Raw genomic sequence first — 19137 nt, 5'->3', positions numbered from 1 at the left:
TGTCGATCGGCCGAACGGCAGTGAGGACGATCGACGACACTGCGCGAGGGATGAGCGAACGAAGTGAGCGAATCGGCTGGGGAGGGCGAGGCACCTCCGTATTGCCACGATAGCAGAACGCTCTTTTCAAGGCTATATTTAATAGATCGCTTGAGGTTGCGTAACAACGAGCGTTCTGCTATCGTGGCTACTAGGAGGGATAACCACGTCCTCCCCAGCCGATTCGTTCGTTCCCGCTGGTCACTCACTCATCCCTCGCGCAGTGTCATCGACTGCTCTCGCCGTCGCTCGAGCAGTCGACAGCGCGCGCCACCGCAGGTCGACTGAGCGGGCCAGAGGGTGTCGCTGACCGAACTCGCGGTCTCGTCGAAACACCGTCGCGATCGCTCGCCGTTGGACTGACGCGTCGCTGTCGATCGACCGATGCCCACTCGAGCGCCGTTCGAGACCCGTCGGTACGGTCGCCTGCAGGGACGGGTTCTTTGCCGCCGTCGGTGGTAGGGCGGGTCGATATGTCCGACCAGCTCTGGACCGATCGCGCCCGGGAGTACCCCCTCGAGTGCGATCACTGCCACTATCCGATCCCCGGCGAGCCCGAAGCGGACGAGGACGGCCGCTACTGTTCGGCCGCCTGCCGCGAGGCCGCTGGCGACGGCGCGACGATGCCAGACCCCGATGCCTACAAGCGGGTGATGACAGGGGTCGAACCGCTGGACTCGCTGGTTCCGGACGGGATCCCGGCCGACTCGTTGCTCCTCCTGTCGGGCGATGAGGGCACCCGCCGGGCCGAACTCGGGACCGAACTCGTCTGGCGCGCCCTCGAGCGGGGCGAACCCGCGGTCGTCTGTTCTGTCGCGAACCCGCCGACGGCGACGCTCGAGCGCTTCTACGAGAACGGCTGGAACGTCCTGCCGGCGCTGGAGCGCGACCGCCTGCGGATCGTCGACTGTTTCACCCATCGGCTCGACGACCGCGACGAGTTTCGCGCCGGGCGAAACGAGTGGGCGACCTTTCTCGGCGAGGCCGCCGCCGACGCGGTCGTCGAGGTCGAGGCTCCGAGCGACCGCCGCGAGGTGGCAAACGGGCTTCACCGGGCGCTCGACGACCTCGAGATGACCGAGACGGGGCTGGTGACGATCGACTCGCTGGACGAACTCGAGTCGCTTTCGGGTTCCGGGCTCGTCCACGACTTCGTGAAAGACGTTCGAGCGACGGTCTGTATGGCCCGGTTCGTCCCGATCGTCGCCGCAGCCACGACGGCGGGGCAGGCGGCGTATCCCGAAACCGAGCGGGTCTTCGACGGGATCGTCGACCTGCGGCTGCGCGATGGGGGCGCGGCGGAGACCCGGCACAAACAGCTCGCGGTCCGGAAACTGACCGGGGCGGCGTTTCTCCCCCAGTGGGTAACGTACGACTACGAGCCCGCCCGCGGGCTGTTCGCGTCCGGCCCGAACACGGACACTCGACAGGCCCGCGACCTCGGGAACGGGTCCACCCAATCGGCCCAGCGCCGGTAGCGGCCGGGGAGTGGAGGGTCAGTTCCGACGCCGACTGCACGCGAACGCACGCTCAGGCTTTATCCCGGCGTTCGGTATAGGACCGACCGCAGTCACACACCGACCAGCGGCGGGCGCGTCGTTCGAGCGTCAGTGAGAGACGATCCACAGCCACACCATGACCGATCGAAACCGGGACCGAGATCGACGGCGTACCGAGCGATCGACCGACCGCGGACGCGGCACGCGAGACCACGGCGGCGACCGGAACCGCGAGGACAGCGACCGCGGCTGGCTCCACGGCCTCTTCAGCCGTGGCGAGAGCAAGGATCGAGGGACACAGGGCCCTGAACGCGGGCAGGAACAGCGCCGGGCCGACGGTCGCCAGCCCGACCGCCAGCAGCAGGGGTCGGACCAGCGTCGTGAGCGGAGTCAGGGGGCAGACCGCCAGCGCGGCCAGCAGTCCGGCCGACGACGAGGCGGGACCGGACAGCAGGGCGGCCGCAGAAGGGACAGCGGCTTCGAAACGAACGCGATGCAGGAGGCCAACCTCGAGTACGGCGGCGAGGCCCGCCACGAGAAACACCGCGGCGGGCAGCGCGGCATGCAGGGCCGACGCGGACAGGGCCAGCAGCGGGGAGAGACGGGGAGACAGCACGAACAAGGCCAGCAGCGCCGACAACCCGCCGAGCGGGACCAACGCGGCCAGCGCGGCCCCACGGAGCAGGGACAGCGGACGGGGGGCCAGTCCCAACAGCATCGAGAGGAGACGCGACGCGAAGACGACCGACAGAGAGCCCAGCAGCGCTGGCACGAGAACCGCGATGCCCAGCCGGGCGCGACGACGAGCGAGCAGGACCGACAGCACCGCGGGCAGCAACACGGGAGCCAGTACCAACGGGGCCAGCCGGAGTCCCGTCGCCACCAGCGGAGCGCGGGCCACGAACCCGGACGGCAGCGGGACCGAAGTGTGCAGGGAACGGGCCGTTCGCAACGGGACTACGGCGACACCCAGCAGTTCGACCGCGGCGAGGACCGCGATACCACCGGCGGGCGCATGAACCGCGAGCAACAGTCCGGCGGCGGCCTCGAGTACCGCCAGCAGGGACGACGCTCCGAGCAGGGCGACTGGACCGAGTCCCGCGAGTCGCGGGGCTCGAGCGGCGAGGAGAACCGCCAGTTCCAGGACGACGACATGAGCAACCGACGGCACGTTCACGAGCGCGATCCGACCCCCGAGGACCGGTCGCGCTGAGACGCGGCCAACAGACGCCAACTCCCGCCGAGCGACATCACCCTCGTTTTTGTCGGCCCCGTTCCGAGGGTGCGATATGGGCGGCACGTACGTTCTCGTAATCGAGGCGACGCGAGCGGCGACCATCGAGGTCGGGGCGCTGGGCGAGCGGGAATTTGCCGCGGGCGCGTATGCGTACATCGGGTCGGCGTTCGGCCCCGGCGGCTTCAGCCGGGTCGATCGCCACCGCGAACTGGCCGCCGGCGACCGCGAGACGCGCCACTGGCACGTCGATTACCTGCTCGGCCATCCCGCGACGCGACTCGAGACCGTGATCACGTTCCCCGATGCCGATCGGGAGTGCGAACTGGCGGCCGGGTTGCCGGGGGAGCCGGTCGACGGGTTCGGCGCGTCGGACTGTGACTGCAAGGCACACCTCCTCGCGGTTCCCGACGCGGCGACGGTTCGAACCGCCGCAGTCGACGCAGGCGGCGTCGCCGACCAGTAACGCCCACGTTCGCCGGTGCGTTCTTACGCCTCCTTGTAAAACGGTAGCTATGGCCAATTCCGACACTGACTCGACGGCCGAACCGACAACGGAACTCGATGATGACGCGATGGCTCAGTTCCCGGTTCCCGCGTTCGACGACCTCCCTGCGGACCTGCGGGAGCGAATCGCCGAGGAGACCGAGGAAGCCGGGTTCACGCCCAACGTGTTCTCGGCGTTCGCGTACAAGCCCTCGCACTTCCGGGCCTTTTTCGCGTTCCACGACGCGCTCGTCGAGGACACCGCCTTAGAGCGCGAGGAGATCGAAATGATCGTCGTCGCCGTCTCCGGCGTCAATCACTGCTACTACTGTAACGTCGCCCACGGCGCGCTTGTACGGATCTACGCCGAGGACCCGCACCTCGCGGATCAGCTGGTCGCGAACTACCGGACCGCGGACATCAACGACGCCCACCGAACGATGCTCGACGTCGCCGTGAAGCTGACCGAGCGGCCGACCGAAGTCGGGCCCGCCGACCTCGAGGCGTTACGGGAGGCCGGCTTCAGCGAGGAGGCGATCTGGGACATCGGAGCCGTCACGGCCTACTACAACATGGAGCGTGTCATAGAATAGTTCTCAGGAGGCGTTGTTCACGGTTTCGCCCTTGAGCAAAACCCATGACTGACGAAATTCATAGGATTACACGCGAATTGGAAGCTGTATAATCGCCAAGTTGAGGGTATGAGACGTATTCTATGACACGCTAACAACATGAGCAATCGCATGGCGACGTTCGCCGAGATGCGCCCCAACGACGAGTTCCATACGCTCGGGCGGGAGTAAATCACACAGCGACCAAAGGCACTTGTCGCTCACGGGAGACGGGCAGCCATGGTCGACAGGGAAGACGTCCGCTGTGCGTACGACGAAATCACGACGACGTACACGAGCGAGCGAGTCGCGACGTACGACGAGTCCGAGTCGGCAGCGCTCGAGGCGCTGTTCGATTCGGTGCCGGACGGGTGTCGCCTCCTCGATGCCGGCTGCGGACAAGGAACCCCGGCGCTCGAGTACGCCCTCGACCCCTCGAACGAGTGCGACCCGGAGCTAGCCGTCGGGCTCGACCTCTCGCGGGGACAACTCGAGACGGCGATGCGGCTCGTTCCCGACGCGGCGTTGTGTCAGGGAGAGATGAGTCAGCTGCCGTTCGCTGCGGACACGTTTGACACCGTCACGGCACTGTATTCGCTGATTCACGTCCCGATCGACGACCATCAGACGGCGATCGAGGCGTTCGAACGCGTTCTCAAACCCGGCGGACGGCTCCTCCTCACGGAAGGGTGGACCGAATGGACCGGTTCGAACCCGAACTGGCTCGAGAGCGGGACCGAGATGCAGTGGCACATGGCCGGGGCGAAAGCGACACGTGAGCAGCTCGAATCGGCCGGGTTCGAACTGGTCACGACGGGGGAGTTCACTGACGCGCTCGCCGACGAGGAGGACGCTCGGTTCCCGTATTTCCACGCGCGGCTGGCGGAGTGATCGACCGTCGAAGAACGGGACGGAACACAGTAACGCGGGCGAAACGCCACCGAACGCGTCATACGGACCACTGGCAGTCAGTTCCGGCGCGACCGCGAGCCGTCCTGCGATCGCTCCGGAAACCAGTGACAGCAGCCTAGATCAGTCGTCGCTCGCCGCGAAGCTGGCCGATTCGGCCGCGGCCGCGGCCTCGGGTTCGCCGGGCAGTTCGTTGCGCACGTCGTCGCTGCCCTGTTCGGTGATCGCCTCGTAGTAGGCCTCGGGCATGACCTTCACGAAGGCCTCGAGCGCGCGCTCCCAGTTCTCGAGCAGGAGTTTACCCCGCTCGGAGCCGGTGTAGGCGACGTGGTTCTCGACGAGTCGACGGAGCATCCGCTCGTCTTTCTCCTCGAGGTCGTCATGGAGCGAGACCATGCCAGTGTTGGCCTTGGCTTCGAACTCGTCGTCGGGGTCGTAGACGTAGGCGACGCCCCCACTCATCCCCGCGGCGAAGTTCTTGCCCGTCTCCCCCAGCACGGCGACGACGCCGCCGGTCATGTACTCACAGCCGTGGTCGCCGACGCCTTCGACGACGGCCTTGGCGCCGGAGTTACGGACGGCGAAGCGCTCGCCGGCGACGCCGTTGACGTACAGCTGGCCGTCGGTCGCGCCGTAGAGCGCGACGTTGCCGATCGAGACGTTCTCGGTCGGGTCGTAGGCGGCGGTCTCGGGCGTTCGAATCGTGAGCTTGCCACCGGACAGGCCCTTGCCGACGTAGTCGTTGGCGCTGCCGTCTAAGTGCATCGAGACGCCGCTTGCCAGGAACGCGCCGAAGCTCTGGCCGGCGGTCCCTTCCGCGTCGACGGTGATGGTGTCCTCGGGGAGGCCGGGCTCGCCGTAGCGGTCGGTGATCCGGTTCGAGAGCATCGCGCCGACGGTGCGGTCGACGTTGGTAACCTCGGTCTCGAGGCTGACCGGCTCCTGGTCCTCGATGGCGTCGGCCGCGGCGGCGATGAGATCGCGGTCGAGCTGGTCCTCGAGTTCGTGGTCCTGCTCGCGGATCTTGCGTCGGACCTCGCTGCCGGGGTCGGCAAGCACCTCCGAGAGGTCGACGTTGCGGGCCTTCGGGTGGTCGACGTCGTCGCGCTGCTCCAAGGCGTCGACCTGGCCGATCATCTCGTCGATCGTCTCGTAGCCGAGTTCGGCCATGATCTCACGCAGTTCCTGCGCGATGAAGGTCATGTAGTTGATGACGTGTTCGGGCTCGCCGGGGAACCGCTTGCGCAGGTCCTCGCGCTGGGTAGCGACGCCGACCGGACAGGTGTTCTTGTGACACTGCCGGGCCATGACACAGCCGCCGGTGACCAGCGAGGCGGTGCCGAAGATGTACTCCTCGGCGCCCAGCAGAGCGGCGACGGCGACGTCGCGCCCGGTCTTCATCCCGCCGTCGGCGGAGACGCGGATGCGGTCCCGGAGGCCGGTCCGACAGAGCATCTGGTTGGCCTCCGCGAGGCCGAGTTCCCACGGGAGGCCGGCGCTCTTGATCGACGTCTTGGGCGAGGCACCGGTCCCGCCGTCGTGACCGGAGATGTGGACCACGTCGGCGTTTGCCTTCGCGACGCCCGCCGCGACCGTCCCGATGCCGGCCTCGGAGACGAGTTTGACGTTGATGTCGGCCGTCTCGTTGGCGGCCTTGAGATCGAATATCAGCTGTTTGAGGTCCTCGATCGAGTAGATGTCGTGCAGCGGCGGCGGCGAGATCAGCCCCACGCCGGGCGTGGACTTGCGGACGTGGGCGATCATCTCGTTGACCTTCGAGCCGGGGAGATGGCCGCCCTCGCCGGGCTTGGAGCCTTGGGCCATCTTGATCTGTAGCTCGTCGGCGTTCGAGAGATACGTCGACGTAACGCCGAACCGGCCGGAGGCGACCTGTTTGACGTTACACTCGCGTTCGGTGTTGAACCGTTCGGGCGGCTCGCCGCCCTCGCCCGAGTTGCTCTTGGCGCCGAGCCGGTTCATCGCGATCGAGTTGTTCTCGTGGGCCTCCGGCGAGAGCGAGCCAAGCGACATCGCGGCGGTCGAGAATCGCTGGACGATGTCCTTGATCGGCTCGACCTCCTCGACCGGGATCGGATCACGGTCGGAGTCGAACTCGAGGAGGCCACGCAGGGTCTGGAGGTTCGTCTGTTGGTCGTTTATCTTTGCGGCGAACTCCTGGTAGCGCTCGTAGTCGTTCGAGCGGACGGCCTGCTGGAGCGCGCCGACGGTGTCGGGGTTCCACTGGTGGTGGATGCCGCCCGAGCGGTGTTCGAACTCGCCGTGGCGGTCGAGGTCGGACTCCTCGCCGTCGTCGCCGAAGGCGGTCGCGTGGCGCTCGCGGAGGTCCTCCTCGATCTCGGCGAGGCCGATCCCCTCGGTACGGTTCTCGGTGCCCTCGAAGTACTCCTCGACGAGGTCGGAATCGAGGCCGACGGCCTCGAAGATCTGGGCGCCCTGGTAGCTCTCGACGGTCGAGATCCCCATCTTGGCCATGATCTTCAGGAGGCCGTCCTCGACGGCGTTGACGTAGGCGTCAATGGCGACCTCGGTGTCGGCGCCGTCGGGACCGGCGGTGATGTCCTCGATCGTCTGGTAGGCGAGGTACGGGTTAACCGCGCCGGCACCGTAGCCGACCAGCGTCGCGAAGTGATGGACGGTCCGCGGATCGGCCGATTCGACGACGAGGCCGACGTGATTGCGCAGGCCGTTGCGCACCAGGTGGTGGTGGACGCCGCCGGTCGCCAGCAGGCTCGGGATCGCGATCCGGTCCTCGTCGACGTTGCGGTCCGAGAGGACGATGACGTCGTGGCCACCGTTCTCGATCGCGTCGACGACGTCCTCGCGGACGCGCTCGACCGCGGCCTCGAGGTCCGCGCCGAGGTCGTCGCTCTCGGGCTCGTAGGTGATATCGATCGTCGCGGACGTGATCCCGTTTGCCGAACAGTCACGGACCGACTCGAGTTCGGCGTCGGTCAGGATCGGCGAATCCAGCACGAGCTGGCGGGCGTGTTCGGGCGATTCGTCTAACAGGTTGCGCTGGAAGCCCAGCCGCGACTCCATCGAGGTGACGAGTTCCTCGCGGATATAATCGAGCGGCGGGTTCGTAACCTGTGCGAACAGCTGTTTGAAGTAGGAAAACAGCGGTCGGTTGAACTCGGTCAGCACCGACAGCGGCGTGTCGTCGCCCATCGAGCCGACGGGGTCTTTCCCCTTCTGGGTCATCGGCTCGATCAGGTTCTCGAGTTCGTCGTGCGTGTAGCCGAACGCGGCCTGTTGGTCGCGCAGTGCCGAGATTTCCGTCTGTGGCGAACGGTCGTTCGTGGTCCGAATGTCGTCCAGATGGACCTGTTCCTGGTCGACCCACTCGCCGTATCGGTCGTCGGTGAGGTCGTCGAAGACTTCCTCGTCGGGGATGACCCGCCCCTCCTCGGGGTCGGCGAGGAAGAGCTGGCCGGGCTTGAGACGGCCACGTTCTTCGATTTTCCCGGGCTCAGTCTCGAGCGCGCCGGCCTCGCTGGCCATGATGAGCTGGTTGTCGATCGTGACGTCGTACCGGCACGGGCGCAGTCCGTTACGGTCGAGGACTGCGCCGACGCGTTCGCCGTCGGTCGCCGCCACGAGCGCGGGGCCGTCCCACGGTTCGACCAGCGACGCGTGGAAGTCGTACCAGTCCTTCCGATCGGGATCCATCGCGTCGTCGCCCCGCCAGGCCTCGGGAACGAGCATTCGCAGGGCGTGTGCGAGGTCGCGGCCGTCCTGCATCAGCAGTTCGAGGGCGTTGTCGACGCTTGCGGTGTCGGACTGGTCGGGATCGTCGATGATCGGCTTGACCGCCTCGAGATCGGAGAGGACGTCGCTCTCGATGTCGGTCTCGCGGGCCCGCATCCAGTTGATGTTACCCTGAATGGTGTTGAACTCGCCGTTGTGGATGATGTTGCGGTACGGATGTGCGAGGTGCCACGCGCCGAGCGTGTTCGTCGAGAACCGCTCGTGGACCATCACGAACGTCGATTCCATCCGCTCGTCGGTGAGATCGGGGTAGTAGGCGGGGACCTGGACGCCCTTGAGCAGCCCCTTGTAGACGACGGTATCAGCATCCAGCGAAACGACGTAGAACCGCTCTTTGTTCTCGATGTCGGCGTCCTCGACGGCGTTTTCCAGCGCGCGTCGAGCGACGTAGAGCCGGCGGTCGAAGTCGTCCTCGGAGAGATCGTCCTCGGGTGCGACGACGACCTGGAAAACGTCGGGTTCCGAGTCGACGGCCGTCCGGCCGAGATCGTCGTTGTTCGTCGGCACGTCGCGCCACTCCAGCACCTCGAGATCGTAGGTGTCGAAGGTGTCGGCAGCGAGATCGCGGAGTTGCTCGCGCGCTTGGTCGTCCTGTGGCAGAAAGAGCGAGCCGACGGCGTAGGTCTCGGGGAGATCGGTCTCGAGAACGCTCTCGAAGAACGAATCGGGCGTCTGGAGCATGATGCCGGCTCCGTCGCCGGTGTCTTTCTCCGCGCCGGTCGTCCCGCGGTGTTCGAGGTTTTCGAGCAGTTCGAGTCCGTCGGCGACGATGTCGTGGCCCCCGTCCCCATCGAGATCCATGACGACACCGACGCCGCAGTTCGACCGCGCGTCCGCGGGGTCGGCGAGCCCCTGTGAACGCTCGGTGGATGACTCCATATGTGGCTGTGACATACACCCCCGTAGCGGGAACAGATATAAGAGGCTAATCCATTATGGCTAAGTGTATTATAAACACATATAGACCAATATAAGGTATATGTAAACACCTTAGTTTCGACTATCGGTGCCGACTATCGGACGGGAAAACACGCAGTCGTCGGAGCGACGAACGAAATCCCGACCCGGAAACGCGAGTTCCCGGTGGCGGGACGAAATGTCAGAGGCACGTAGTGTTCACCCACCAGAGTGAACACCACATCCATTGGAACGGTATCCTCCCCTAAGCAATCTTGGGCTAAAGAATTAGGTGTGCGTGAAACAGTCACCCGTGTAAACGGTCCGTTCAACGTCCCCACGAAACTGCGCCCGATCTCGAGCAGACGTCGAGTCCGTACAGCGGTGAAAAACGGAGATCGGCCGGGAACGGTCAGTACGACTTCGCGAAGTAGGCGATCTCGTCGGCGGGATCGCCACAGACACCACACTCGTCGTGGTCGGGTTCGGGTACTTCACCGCCCGACGACCCGCCCTCGTCCTCGAGGGGTTGCATGACGATCTCGGCGGCGATCTTCTCCTTGATAACCTCCTCGCAGGCCTCGTCGCCACACCACGGCGTCTTCACGTAGCCGCCGTGTTTCCCGATCGTCCCGAGGATCTCCTCGGGGCTGTGGGCCTCACGGACGTTGTCCTCGAGGGTTTCCTCGGCGGCCTCGTAGAGTTTGTCGTAGATCTCCTCGAGATGCTCGTCGACGGCGTCGACGATCCCGTCGCGGTCCTCGACGGTCTCCTCGTTGTCCGGCCGGTGGACCAGCGTGGCTTCCTCGTCCTCGACCTCGTAGGGACCGATCTCGAGCCGCAGCGGCACCCCGTTGAGTTCGTGTTCGTTGAACTTGAATCCGGGATTGCGCTCGTCTCGGTCGTCGAGTTCGACGCGGAAGCCGGCGTCCTCGAGGTCGTCGGCGATCCCCTCGGAGTACTCGAGGACCTCTTCCTTGGTGTCTTCCTGCCAGATCGGGACGATGACGACCTGCGTGGGCGCGACCGTCGGCGGCAGCACTAGCCCCTGATCGTCGGAGTGGGTCATGATGAGCGCCCCGAGCGCGCGCCAGGAGAGCCCCCACGAGGTGGTGTAGGCCGTCTGTTCCTCCTCGTCCTCGTCGACGAAGGAGATGTCGAAGGCTTCGGCGAAACTCTGGCCGAGGTTGTGGCTGGTCGCGCCTTGGACGGACTTGCCGTCGGGCATCAGCGCCTCGACGGTCGTCGTGGTGTCCGCACCGGGGAACTTGTCGTGTTCGGGCTTCTTGCCCCGCAGGACCGGGATCGCCAGCACGTCCTCGTAGACGCGCTCGTACTGGCCGAGTCGGGTCCAGACCTCCTCCCACGCGCCCTCGTTGCTGGCGTGGGCGGTGTGGCCCTCCTGCCACATGAACTCCTTCGTGCGGAAGAACGGCTTCGTCTCCGTCGCCTCCCACCGGACGACCGAACACCACTGGTTGAGCCGCATCGGGAGGTCGCGGTGGCTGCGCGTCCAGTCGGCCATAAACGGCGCGATGATCGATTCGCTCGTCGGTCGTACGGCGAGGCGTTCCTCGAGTTCGTCGTGGCCGCCCTGGGTCACCCACGCGACCTCGGGGTCGAACCCTTCGACGATGTCTTTCTCCCGCTCGAGGAAGCTCTCGGGGATGAACATCGGGAAGTAGACGTTGTCGACACCGGTCTCCTTGAACCAGCCGTCGAGCGAGTCCTGAATCGCCTCCCAGAGGGCGTAGCCGCGGGGCTTGGTGACGATAAAGCCGCCCATCGGTGCGTAGTCCGCGAGGTCGGCCTTCTGGACGACCTCGGCGTACCACTCGCCGGGCTTGTGCGATTTCGACTCGGTGATGCCGAGTTCCTGACTCTCGTCGCTCATTAGTACGACATGCAGTCAGCGCGGGCTTAAACCATGCGAAGAGCAACGCCCGCTCGCGGCCGCCGTTCGGGTCCGCGTACCGGAGGTGTTTTGTACCGATAGCCAGTTGGTGGGAGTAGGCGGCACGGTCGGCCGGCCCCTTTCAGCCGTCGCGGTTTCCGTGGCGGTTCCGCTGTCCGACCTACACCGTCTCTCTAACACTCTCGAGCGCCAGCTATCGTCCCTGCATCCACCACCGAACCGGTACCGACGGGACCACGGGCGACTCGAGCAGTCACGTCCGCCGACAGCAATCGGAGCGAAACACTCGGAAACCCTTGCTTCGTTTCATCCGGTTCTCACAGGTTTATGGACGCGACCGTCTTATAGGGGATCGACATGAAAGCAATCGAGGTCGACTCTTATGGCGACAGTGACGAACTATCGGTCGTCGACGTCCCGACGCCCGAGCCCGGCGCGGGCGAGGTACGAATCGAAATCAAGGCCGCGGGCATCAACTTCGCGGACATCATGCAGCGACGGGGCCACTACCCGGACGGACCCGAAGCCCCCTACGTTCCCGGCATGGAGGCCGCGGGAACGGTCGACGCGGTCGGCGAGGGCGTCGACGATCTCTCGGTCGGCGACCGCGTCGTCGGCATGCTCGATACCGGTGGCTACGCCGAGTACGTCACCGCCCCGGCGGCCATGCTCTTTCCGGTCCCCGAGGCGATGAGCTTCGACGAGGCCGCCGGCTTCCCCGTCCAGTTCCTCACCGCTCACGCGAGTCTGTTCGAGTGGGGCGGTCTCGAGCCGGACGAATCCGTCCTGATTCAGGCCGCCGCGGGCGGGGTCGGCACGGCCGCCGTCCAGCTGGCGTCGAACTACGGCGCGGAGGTCTTCGGCACCGCGAGTACACAGGAGAAACTCGACCTCGCGGCCGAGCTGGGCTGTGATCACCCGATTAACTACACCGAGACGGACTTCCGCGAAGTCGTCGAGGCCGAGACCGACGGCGAGGGCGTCGACCTCGTCTTAGAAAGCGTCGGCGACGACGTCTTCGATCGCAGCCTCGACGCGATGAGCCACTTCGGACGCATGGTAACCTACGGCGTGGCCAGCGGCGTTCCCGCCGAGGTCAGCAACCAGCGGCTGCTCTTCGAGAACAAGACGGTCAAGGGATTCCACCTCGGGCAGGCCACCATGCACGACCCGGACCGGGTCATGAAAGCGATCCCCGAACTCACCGACGGGTTCGCGAGCGGCGACCTCGAGGTTATTCTGGGCGAATCCTTCGCGCTCGAGGACGCCGCCGAGGCCCACCAGTACATCGAGGACCGGAAGAGTTCCGGGAAGATCGTGCTGAAGCCCTGAAAACGGCTTTCAATCCGGCCCCCGAGTCGGATCTCAACGGAAGGAGCCGATTTCGAATTCCTCCGTGATCTCAGCCGACGATAAAGCGCACCCGAGACTGGGCGACCGATCGAAGTTCAAGTGAGACGGACCACGCCAGCAGCCGCGACGCAGTCTCAGCCCAGCCACTCTTCAAGCGTCCGCTCGATACCGTCGATATCCTCGAGATCAGCAATCTTATCGAGAGCATTGCACATCATTTCGAGATCCTCGTCTTCGTCGAACGTCTCGAGGTGGGCGACACGACCGAGCGAGACGAGCAAGTCGTGCTTGTCCGTCTTGACATCGAGATCCATTACCTTCGTGACGACGTTCTGGCTATCTGGCTCCTCGAGACGAACGAACGACGGTGGGATAGACTCGTGGAGCAACGCCGAGACCATTTGCTCGTCGCGTGTCGTGTCATCCGGACTGTCATCGAGCATTCGGCCGATCACGTCGGCCTTGCCTCCGGAATCGTCTTCGACGACGTTCCGGACGAAGCTGCCGTCCTCGAGTCGCCGGAGATCACCCCGTTCGTCGACGCGCACGCGGACGAGGTGGAGGTCTTCGTTGCGAAATTGCTCGCTAATATCGTCGCGGTAGACGCAGACGTCGGCACCGATCTCACCGCGATCCAGCGTAGCGAACGGATCGGACAGTCCGTCAGACTCATCGTCAGCCGTTGCTCGCTCAGCATCGGCCTCTCCCAAGAGATGCTCGTCGGCCGGCAGTTTGCTGTGATATCCCTCCCACGGCGTTCGTGTCGTGATGATGAGGATGTTCCCGTTCTCGAGTTCCTCGACTTTCCAGGCCGGAGTCTCGAGGACGTATTCTCTACCACCGAGTTGCTCGATCACCGGCTCGGAGTAGACGCCCAACCATGGGATCCGCTCGATATCGAGTGGGAACTCGAATGGGAGAACGGTCTCTGGCGAGGGAGTGGTCGGTTCGACATGCGTGTTGAACGTCGAGACGTAGATGGGATCTAACTCGACGCCGAGCGAGCGTATGAGAGCAACTAAGTCGCGCGCGAATCCGGTATATTCGTCGTCGGGATCAGCATCCACCGAGACGAGCGTATTAGCGGTCGTCGTGATATTCAGCACCGAATCTATCGGACCGTCCCAGCCGTCGATCCTGAAATTTAGCTGCACCGCTCTATTGCCATCGTATACGGCCGTTCTATTTCTATCGCTGAGCGTGACCGTGTCGGTATCCGGAGGTGCCGCTGATTCGGTAACGAGCCCCACCTCCGCACAGGCCGACAGCGTCGGGCTGACCAACTCGTCGTACTGCGGCCGTTCCGTACTGTGGAACGAGACGAAGACACTCCCGTCCATTCGCAGTCGCTCACTCACTATTATTCACCGACTTCCTCGAAGCCTTTGAACTCCATTGTAATATCATGGAAGTCGTCTTCGATTATATTTGCAGATTGGGCCGGGTTATCGACATCTTTCACTGGGCCATCGACCCTTGTTAGGAAACCATCTGCGGTTTCGTTAGTCTCGAAGAACCTCAAGCGACTCGAGAACCTGTTCCATCTCTCAGACAGCATTGGCATCGAACCCGCTTCGCGAGCGACGCGCCCGTGGCTGACGAGTAACTCCACCTTGTTGATATCGCTGTCGAGAGCCACGAGCCTCGAGACGACGGTCGCATCGGACGAATTGGCGGGCCGAACGAATGCCGGCGGGATGGCCTCTCGGAGTACCGCCGACACCAGAAGATCGTCTTCGGCCGCGTCAGCTGGAACATCGGCGAGCATCGCCATCATGGACGCAGCGTCGTCGCCGGGGTCGTCATCGACGATATTCTGGCCGAATACGTCAGTATCGATACGTCGAAGGTTCCGCTGGTCGTCAACGTAGACACGAACGAGTTCGAGATCATCGGTGCGGAACTCGGGCGCGGTTTTCTCGCGAAGAACACAGAGATCGGTGCCCATCTCGCCCGTCTCGAGGGCTACAAACGGACCGTCGATCCCATTGTCGCTCTAGTGAGTGTCCTCGGCGGAACTGCGGGTCGCAGTCGGTTCGTGGACCGACGTCGTCTCGAGAAAGTCGGCATCCCTGGGCGGCGTCCAGTCCTTCCTATTCCACGGGAAGTCCGCCTGAACGACGACCGTGTGACCGCTCGGTAGTTCCGCTACGTACCACAACGACCCGTCAAACATCTCCGAACGGCCACCGAAATCCTCGAGTATCGACTCGGAATAGATCCCAAAGATCGGGAGTTCTGCGATGTTCTCAGCGAGCGGCCGATCGGTTGGCCAGACTTGCAACGGGTCGACAAACCCCAACATCGGAGCATAGTCGACCTCGAGCGCCATCGTAAGCCGGCAGATGACTTCGAACAGCCGGTCGACACGCCGCTGATACTCGTCGTCTTCGACGCCTCTTTCCCACGGGTTGTCGAACCAGGGTGTCCCCGCGATGACGATTTCTGGTGCTGGTGCTGAACTGTCGGCGTCTGATTCGAGCCGAATCTCGAAGTCCCATTCGTCCCCGGAGACGAGCAATACGGATGAGTCCGGGTTTGCGGTGGGTTGCTCGGTCGGGATCCTCTCAACTGCCAGTCCAACCGCCGTACAGACAGCTCTACTCACCCCGCTGGTATCGTCAACTTCGATCGACGTGTAGTATGGAAGGCTCTTCATTGACCGAGAGTCTCGTAGCTAGTGTACTGGATTCGGATGTCGTCTGCGTTACCTCTCTCGTTTGCTTCTATGTCTTGTTTCGTGTTCAGTCATTTCCCACGGTGGATCGCAACTGTTTCGCTTGGGTATTCGTCAGCCCGTCTCCAGTGTCTTCCCGCGAACCGCCCCCTCGTCCACGGACAACCGATGCTCCGTTATTCGCGACTCTCGAGGGACACTCCCCACTCGAGATCGTGATCGACGAACGCGGCCTCGTCAAGGGGCTCGCCGCCCTCGAACCGGAACTCACCGGCCACGGTGTTCCCCTCGAGGACGCCGGGCAGCCAGAGGTGGTCGTCGTCCCACATCCGGTCGTAGGGCACGTCGTCGACGGGGACCCATTCCGGATAGGCCTCCTCGGACGACGTGGGTTCGCCCTCGAACGATCGGGAGCGGTAGACGTGACAGAAGGTGTGGGCCTCACCGTCGAGCAGAAAGGTGAGTTCACCGGCTTTCTCGAGATCCGTGACCTCGAGGCCGACCTCTTCCTCGGTTTCGCGGACTGCGCACTCGCGAGGGGTCTCGCCGGGTTCGCACTTGCCACCGGGGCCGTTGTACCAGCCCTCGCCTAGGCCGCGGCGTTTCTCGATGAGGAGGACTTCCTCGTCGGCGTCGCCACCCTCGCGGAGCGGAAAACACAGCGTCGCCTCGATCATACGCGGGGATTCGCTCGGAGCGTGAAAAGGGTGTACGCTCGCTTTGATACCGGCTCGAGTTCGTGAGGAGAGGGGAGTCCGGAAGGGCTGTGCTGCTATCGTGGCAACAGGGGATCGCCACGCCCTCCCCAACCGATTTCTGCTCACGGGTGCGTAGCACCCGTTCGCATGGTTCGCGGGACCTCCGGTCCCGCGCTAACGCTCGTTCCCTTCGGTCACTCGCTCATCCCTCGCGTGAAGTCAAGCGACGGCTCGCATGGCTCGCCGTCGCTCAGCACGCGCCACCGCAGTACACCGACGGAGAGCGAACCGATGGTCACCCGTCGGCGTGCGAAAAGACGAACTCCCGAACCAGTTTCGCGGCCAGCGCGGCCGCCTGCCCGTCGTCGCGGTCGTTGACCTCGACCACGTCGAACCCGCCGGCCTGCGGTGCCACGTCCCGCACCACGTCGCGGAGTTCGCGGGGCTCGAGCCCGAACGGTTCTTTCGTGCCCGTTCCCGGCGCGTAGCCGGGGTCGGCGGCGTCGATGTCGACGCTCAGGTAGACCTCGCGGTCCGCGAGCCGGCCGTCGGGCGTCCAGTCGCCCACGTCCTCGGGCGGGACGACGGTCACGTCGTCGTCGGCCGCTCGGTCCCACTCGCCCTCGCTGCCCGTGCGGACGCCGAGCAGGATGACCTCCTCGACCGAGTCGACGTCCTCGAGGATCCGCCGGGTGACGGCGGCGTGTGAGAACCGCTCGCCGTCGTAGGCGTCGTACAGATCGAGGTGGGCGTCACAACAGACGACCACCTCGGGTTCGACTGCGCGTGCGCCCGCGAGCGAGACGGTGTGTTCGCCACCCAGCGTCAGCGGGACGGCGTCGTCCCAAACGGCCTCGCGGAGCGTACTCGTGAGGTACTCGAGATAGGCTTCGACGTCGTTCCACGCACGGACGTCGCCGCGATCGACGACGCCCAGGTCGGAGAAGTGCTGGTCCGTCCGGTGATCGTAATCATCGAACGGTTCGGCAAACGAACGGATCCGGTCGGGACCGAATCTGGTCCCCGGCTGAAAGGTCGTCGTGGCGTCCAGGGGCGCACCGACGACCACGAAGTTCGTGACTCCACGGTCGGCAGCGTCCGCCGCGTCGGTCACCTCGCCGTCGTCGGCCGCCCCGGGAAACATCAGACGATCTTTCGCTGGTCTTCCATCTCGAGGTACTCGATGTTCTCGTCGGGGGAGACATCGATGTCCTCGGGGACCCGCATCGTGATCGTCTCGTACGTTTCGAGGTCCATGACCTGCATGTCCGAGCCGTCGACGGAGACGACCTGCCCGTTTTTGCGCTCGATAATCGGGACCCAGATCTTCGCGTCGACGGGCTGGGAGAGCGAGCGTTTCTTACCGTCGAAGACGCCCTCAGCCTCGACGCGGGCCTTGGCGCTGCCGTGTTTGCCCGGCTTGGCCGTCGAGTAGGCGTTGATCTTACACGGTGTGTCCTCGATCATGACGTAGCTGCCTTCCTGGAGATCGCGAACTTCGGTCTGCTGTTTCGCCATGTCCCGGCGTAATCAATCGACGTGCATAAACCGTTTGGAATGGCCGCTGGCGTGCGTTCGATGTACTCACAGGGCCGGTCGGGTTCGTCGCGGACGGCCGTTCCGCCCGACGGTCGGTCGGTCGGGAGCCGACGGCCAGTATCGGCGCGGAACCGCCGAGCCGTATCGCGGCCCGGGCGGTATCTCGTTGGCTGCCGGAACCGCATCTATTTTTGAGGAGGATCAGAAACCGAACGAGTGTCCGGGTAAAAAACTCACATCCAGGCTGGACCGCACGCTCACATCCATCCAGTCCAACCCGGACATCTTCGATTGCGGTCACACGAGTAAAGTGTTGCTGGCCGACCAGTTGGGGACCCGAACGTCGATCGATCCAGCGCCCGCTCAGCCGTCGAACGCTGAGCCGAACCCGACGGCATCGGTCACGGGCTCGAGCGGGCTCGCCGGCAGTCCGTCCGCGACCCCGGGATCGTTGTACGCCCGCGGCGCGACGTCGTTGGGGCCGTCGGGATAGCCGATCGCGGCCAGCGTCTGGAGCTGGGCGCGACCGACCCCGAGTTCGAACTGCCCGCCGCCGTAGCACCGGATGTCGTGGTCGTCGCAGTAGCGCAGCGTCTCGCACAGCGACTCGAGCGAGCCGAAGCGCGAGGGTTTGATGTTGAGCCAGTCGGGCTTCCAGGGCAGCGCCTCGACGTCGGCGACGCCGTGGATCGGCGCGTCCCACGAGACCCGCGCTCGGACCTCGGGATCGTCGAACAGCGGTCTCGTCTCGTCGGTCAGGTCGGGGTCCTCGATGACGGCCTCGGGGAACGACTCGAGGACGCGTTCGTACAGGTCGGGGTCGGCCGGCACGTCGACGTCGGTCCCCTCGTAGTGGCCTTTCAGGTCGAGGATGCGGACGGCGTCGGTCCCGACCGCCTCGTCGATCGCGTCGACGAGGCCCGCATCCCACTCGGGGGTCGGATCGAGCTTGAACTCGAGGTCCGGGATCCGATCGCGCAGTCCCGCGAGCCGGTCGGCCGTCGGCGGATCGCCCAGTCGGGTGCTGGCGACGAACCGGACGGGATCGAGGCTACGATCGAGAACGCTCCCGAGGTCGGTCTCTGCCTGCCGAAGTGCGAGGTCCAGTGCAGCGCTCTCGAGTCCCCAGCGCCGGTAGTTCCGGAAAACCTCCCGATCGGGCGCACCGCCCGGGAACAGGTCGAGGCCGTCGAGCCGGTCGGCAAAGGCGTCGAACGTGTACTCGCCGGTGAGATCCGGCAGCCCGGTCTCGGCCAGCCGGTCGTGATCGGCGGTCTCGTAGGTGACGTCCTCGCCGCGTCCCGTGACCGTCCCGTCCCCATCCGGCGTGGGCCCCGACAGCGAGATCACCGTCGTTACCCGGGTGAAATCGCTCGTGGTCTCGCGCTCGAGGCGGGCCGTCGAAACGTCGTCGATCGACAATGAGAGGTCGGCGATCCGATCGTACTCCATACTGCCCCGACGACAGCGAGCCCCAAGAGCGTTGGCGGT

Annotated in this window: 15 protein-coding genes; 6 read left to right on the top strand and 9 right to left on the bottom strand. The window is 64.9% G+C overall.

Features of this window, described 5'->3' with window-relative positions:
- Positions 1 to 512: 512 nt before the first annotated feature.
- The 5 genes from NATPE_RS02310 to NATPE_RS02285 all read left to right on the top strand — a co-directional run bounded on the left by NATPE_RS02310 (position 513) and on the right by NATPE_RS02285 (position 4760).
- Positions 513 to 1517: an RAD55 family ATPase gene (locus tag NATPE_RS02310; protein WP_006180198.1), complete on the top strand. Its 1005-nt coding sequence runs from the start codon at positions 513 to 515 to the stop codon at positions 1515 to 1517.
- A 157-nt stretch (positions 1518 to 1674) separates the two neighbouring features.
- Positions 1675 to 2751 (top strand): hypothetical protein, encoded by a 1077-nt coding sequence (locus NATPE_RS22935; protein ID WP_015298711.1) that lies wholly within the window; start codon positions 1675 to 1677, stop codon positions 2749 to 2751.
- A 76-nt stretch (positions 2752 to 2827) separates the two neighbouring features.
- The gene (locus NATPE_RS02295; RefSeq protein WP_006180201.1) at positions 2828 to 3238 is read left to right on the top strand and encodes a GIY-YIG nuclease family protein; all 411 of its coding nucleotides are present in this window, start codon (positions 2828 to 2830) and stop codon (positions 3236 to 3238) included.
- Positions 3239 to 3287: 49 nt separating this feature from the next.
- Complete coding sequence (locus NATPE_RS02290) at positions 3288 to 3851, top strand: peroxidase-related enzyme (protein ID WP_006180202.1); 564 nt, start codon at positions 3288 to 3290, stop codon at positions 3849 to 3851.
- A gap of 258 nt (positions 3852 to 4109) precedes the next feature.
- Positions 4110 to 4760: a class I SAM-dependent methyltransferase gene (locus NATPE_RS02285; protein WP_006180203.1), complete on the top strand. Its 651-nt coding sequence runs from the start codon at positions 4110 to 4112 to the stop codon at positions 4758 to 4760.
- A gap of 141 nt (positions 4761 to 4901) precedes the next feature.
- Here the strand turns inward: NATPE_RS02285 and gltB are convergent, their stop codons facing one another.
- Entirely contained in the window at positions 4902 to 9461 is a 4560-nt protein-coding gene (gltB, locus tag NATPE_RS02280) for a glutamate synthase large subunit (protein WP_015298710.1), read from the bottom strand.
- A gap of 415 nt (positions 9462 to 9876) precedes the next feature.
- Positions 9877 to 11358: a proline--tRNA ligase gene (proS, locus tag NATPE_RS02275; RefSeq protein ID WP_006180205.1), complete on the bottom strand. Its 1482-nt coding sequence runs from the start codon at positions 11356 to 11358 to the stop codon at positions 9877 to 9879.
- A gap of 378 nt (positions 11359 to 11736) precedes the next feature.
- On the opposite strand from proS, the gene NATPE_RS02270 reads away from it, so the two are divergent.
- The gene (locus tag NATPE_RS02270; RefSeq protein WP_006180206.1) at positions 11737 to 12711 is read left to right on the top strand and encodes a quinone oxidoreductase family protein; all 975 of its coding nucleotides are present in this window, start codon (positions 11737 to 11739) and stop codon (positions 12709 to 12711) included.
- A gap of 155 nt (positions 12712 to 12866) precedes the next feature.
- On the opposite strand, the gene NATPE_RS02265 is transcribed toward NATPE_RS02270, so the two are convergent.
- From NATPE_RS02265 to NATPE_RS02235, 7 genes are all read right to left on the bottom strand, one after another.
- Complete coding sequence (locus NATPE_RS02265) at positions 12867 to 14090, bottom strand: hypothetical protein (RefSeq protein ID WP_241432729.1); 1224 nt, start codon at positions 14088 to 14090, stop codon at positions 12867 to 12869.
- Between the two features lie 2 nt (positions 14091 to 14092).
- Positions 14093 to 14680, bottom strand: coding sequence for a hypothetical protein (locus NATPE_RS02260; RefSeq protein WP_015298709.1), 588 nt, complete (start codon positions 14678 to 14680; stop codon positions 14093 to 14095).
- A gap of 48 nt (positions 14681 to 14728) precedes the next feature.
- Positions 14729 to 15391 (bottom strand): hypothetical protein, encoded by a 663-nt coding sequence (locus NATPE_RS02255; protein ID WP_015298708.1) that lies wholly within the window; start codon positions 15389 to 15391, stop codon positions 14729 to 14731.
- A 194-nt stretch (positions 15392 to 15585) separates the two neighbouring features.
- Positions 15586 to 16086: an 8-oxo-dGTP diphosphatase gene (locus NATPE_RS02250; protein ID WP_006180208.1), complete on the bottom strand. Its 501-nt coding sequence runs from the start codon at positions 16084 to 16086 to the stop codon at positions 15586 to 15588.
- A gap of 316 nt (positions 16087 to 16402) precedes the next feature.
- The gene (gene speB, locus NATPE_RS02245; protein ID WP_006180209.1) at positions 16403 to 17251 is read right to left on the bottom strand and encodes an agmatinase; all 849 of its coding nucleotides are present in this window, start codon (positions 17249 to 17251) and stop codon (positions 16403 to 16405) included.
- A complete protein-coding gene (locus tag NATPE_RS02240; RefSeq protein ID WP_006180210.1) occupies positions 17251 to 17625 on the bottom strand; it encodes a translation initiation factor IF-5A in 375 nt (124 codons plus the stop codon). The genes speB and NATPE_RS02240 overlap by 1 nt, the downstream gene beginning before the upstream one ends.
- A gap of 384 nt (positions 17626 to 18009) precedes the next feature.
- Complete coding sequence (locus NATPE_RS02235) at positions 18010 to 19098, bottom strand: enolase-like domain-containing protein (protein WP_006180211.1); 1089 nt, start codon at positions 19096 to 19098, stop codon at positions 18010 to 18012.
- Positions 19099 to 19137 lie beyond the last annotated feature (39 nt).

It is taken from the genome of Natrinema pellirubrum DSM 15624 (assembly GCF_000230735.2).
In the GTDB taxonomy this organism is placed as follows: Archaea; Halobacteriota; Halobacteria; order Halobacteriales; family Natrialbaceae; genus Natrinema; species Natrinema pellirubrum.
This window is presented reverse-complemented; position numbering and strand designations above follow the sequence as displayed.

Excerpts from the sequence above, each read along its gene's own strand:
- NATPE_RS02255 (WP_015298708.1), bottom strand. The coding sequence starts at position 15,391 with ATGAAGAGCCTTCCATACTACACGTCGATCGAAGTTGACGATACCAGC.
- NATPE_RS02235 (WP_006180211.1), bottom strand. The coding sequence starts at position 19,098 with ATGGAGTACGATCGGATCGCCGACCTCTCATTGTCGATCGACGACGTT.
- NATPE_RS02310 (WP_006180198.1), top strand. The coding sequence starts at position 513 with ATGTCCGACCAGCTCTGGACCGATCGCGCCCGGGAGTACCCCCTCGAG.
- proS (WP_006180205.1), bottom strand. The coding sequence starts at position 11,358 with ATGAGCGACGAGAGTCAGGAACTCGGCATCACCGAGTCGAAATCGCAC.
- NATPE_RS02285 (WP_006180203.1), top strand. The coding sequence starts at position 4,110 with ATGGTCGACAGGGAAGACGTCCGCTGTGCGTACGACGAAATCACGACG.
- NATPE_RS02295 (WP_006180201.1), top strand. The coding sequence starts at position 2,828 with ATGGGCGGCACGTACGTTCTCGTAATCGAGGCGACGCGAGCGGCGACC.
- NATPE_RS02290 (WP_006180202.1), top strand. The coding sequence starts at position 3,288 with ATGGCCAATTCCGACACTGACTCGACGGCCGAACCGACAACGGAACTC.
- NATPE_RS22935 (WP_015298711.1), top strand. The coding sequence starts at position 1,675 with ATGACCGATCGAAACCGGGACCGAGATCGACGGCGTACCGAGCGATCG.
- NATPE_RS02250 (WP_006180208.1), bottom strand. The coding sequence starts at position 16,086 with ATGATCGAGGCGACGCTGTGTTTTCCGCTCCGCGAGGGTGGCGACGCC.
- NATPE_RS02260 (WP_015298709.1), bottom strand. The coding sequence starts at position 14,680 with ATGGGCACCGATCTCTGTGTTCTTCGCGAGAAAACCGCGCCCGAGTTC.
- NATPE_RS02270 (WP_006180206.1), top strand. The coding sequence starts at position 11,737 with ATGAAAGCAATCGAGGTCGACTCTTATGGCGACAGTGACGAACTATCG.
- speB (WP_006180209.1), bottom strand. The coding sequence starts at position 17,251 with ATGTTTCCCGGGGCGGCCGACGACGGCGAGGTGACCGACGCGGCGGAC.
- gltB (WP_015298710.1), bottom strand. The coding sequence starts at position 9,461 with ATGTCACAGCCACATATGGAGTCATCCACCGAGCGTTCACAGGGGCTC.
- NATPE_RS02240 (WP_006180210.1), bottom strand. The coding sequence starts at position 17,625 with ATGGCGAAACAGCAGACCGAAGTTCGCGATCTCCAGGAAGGCAGCTAC.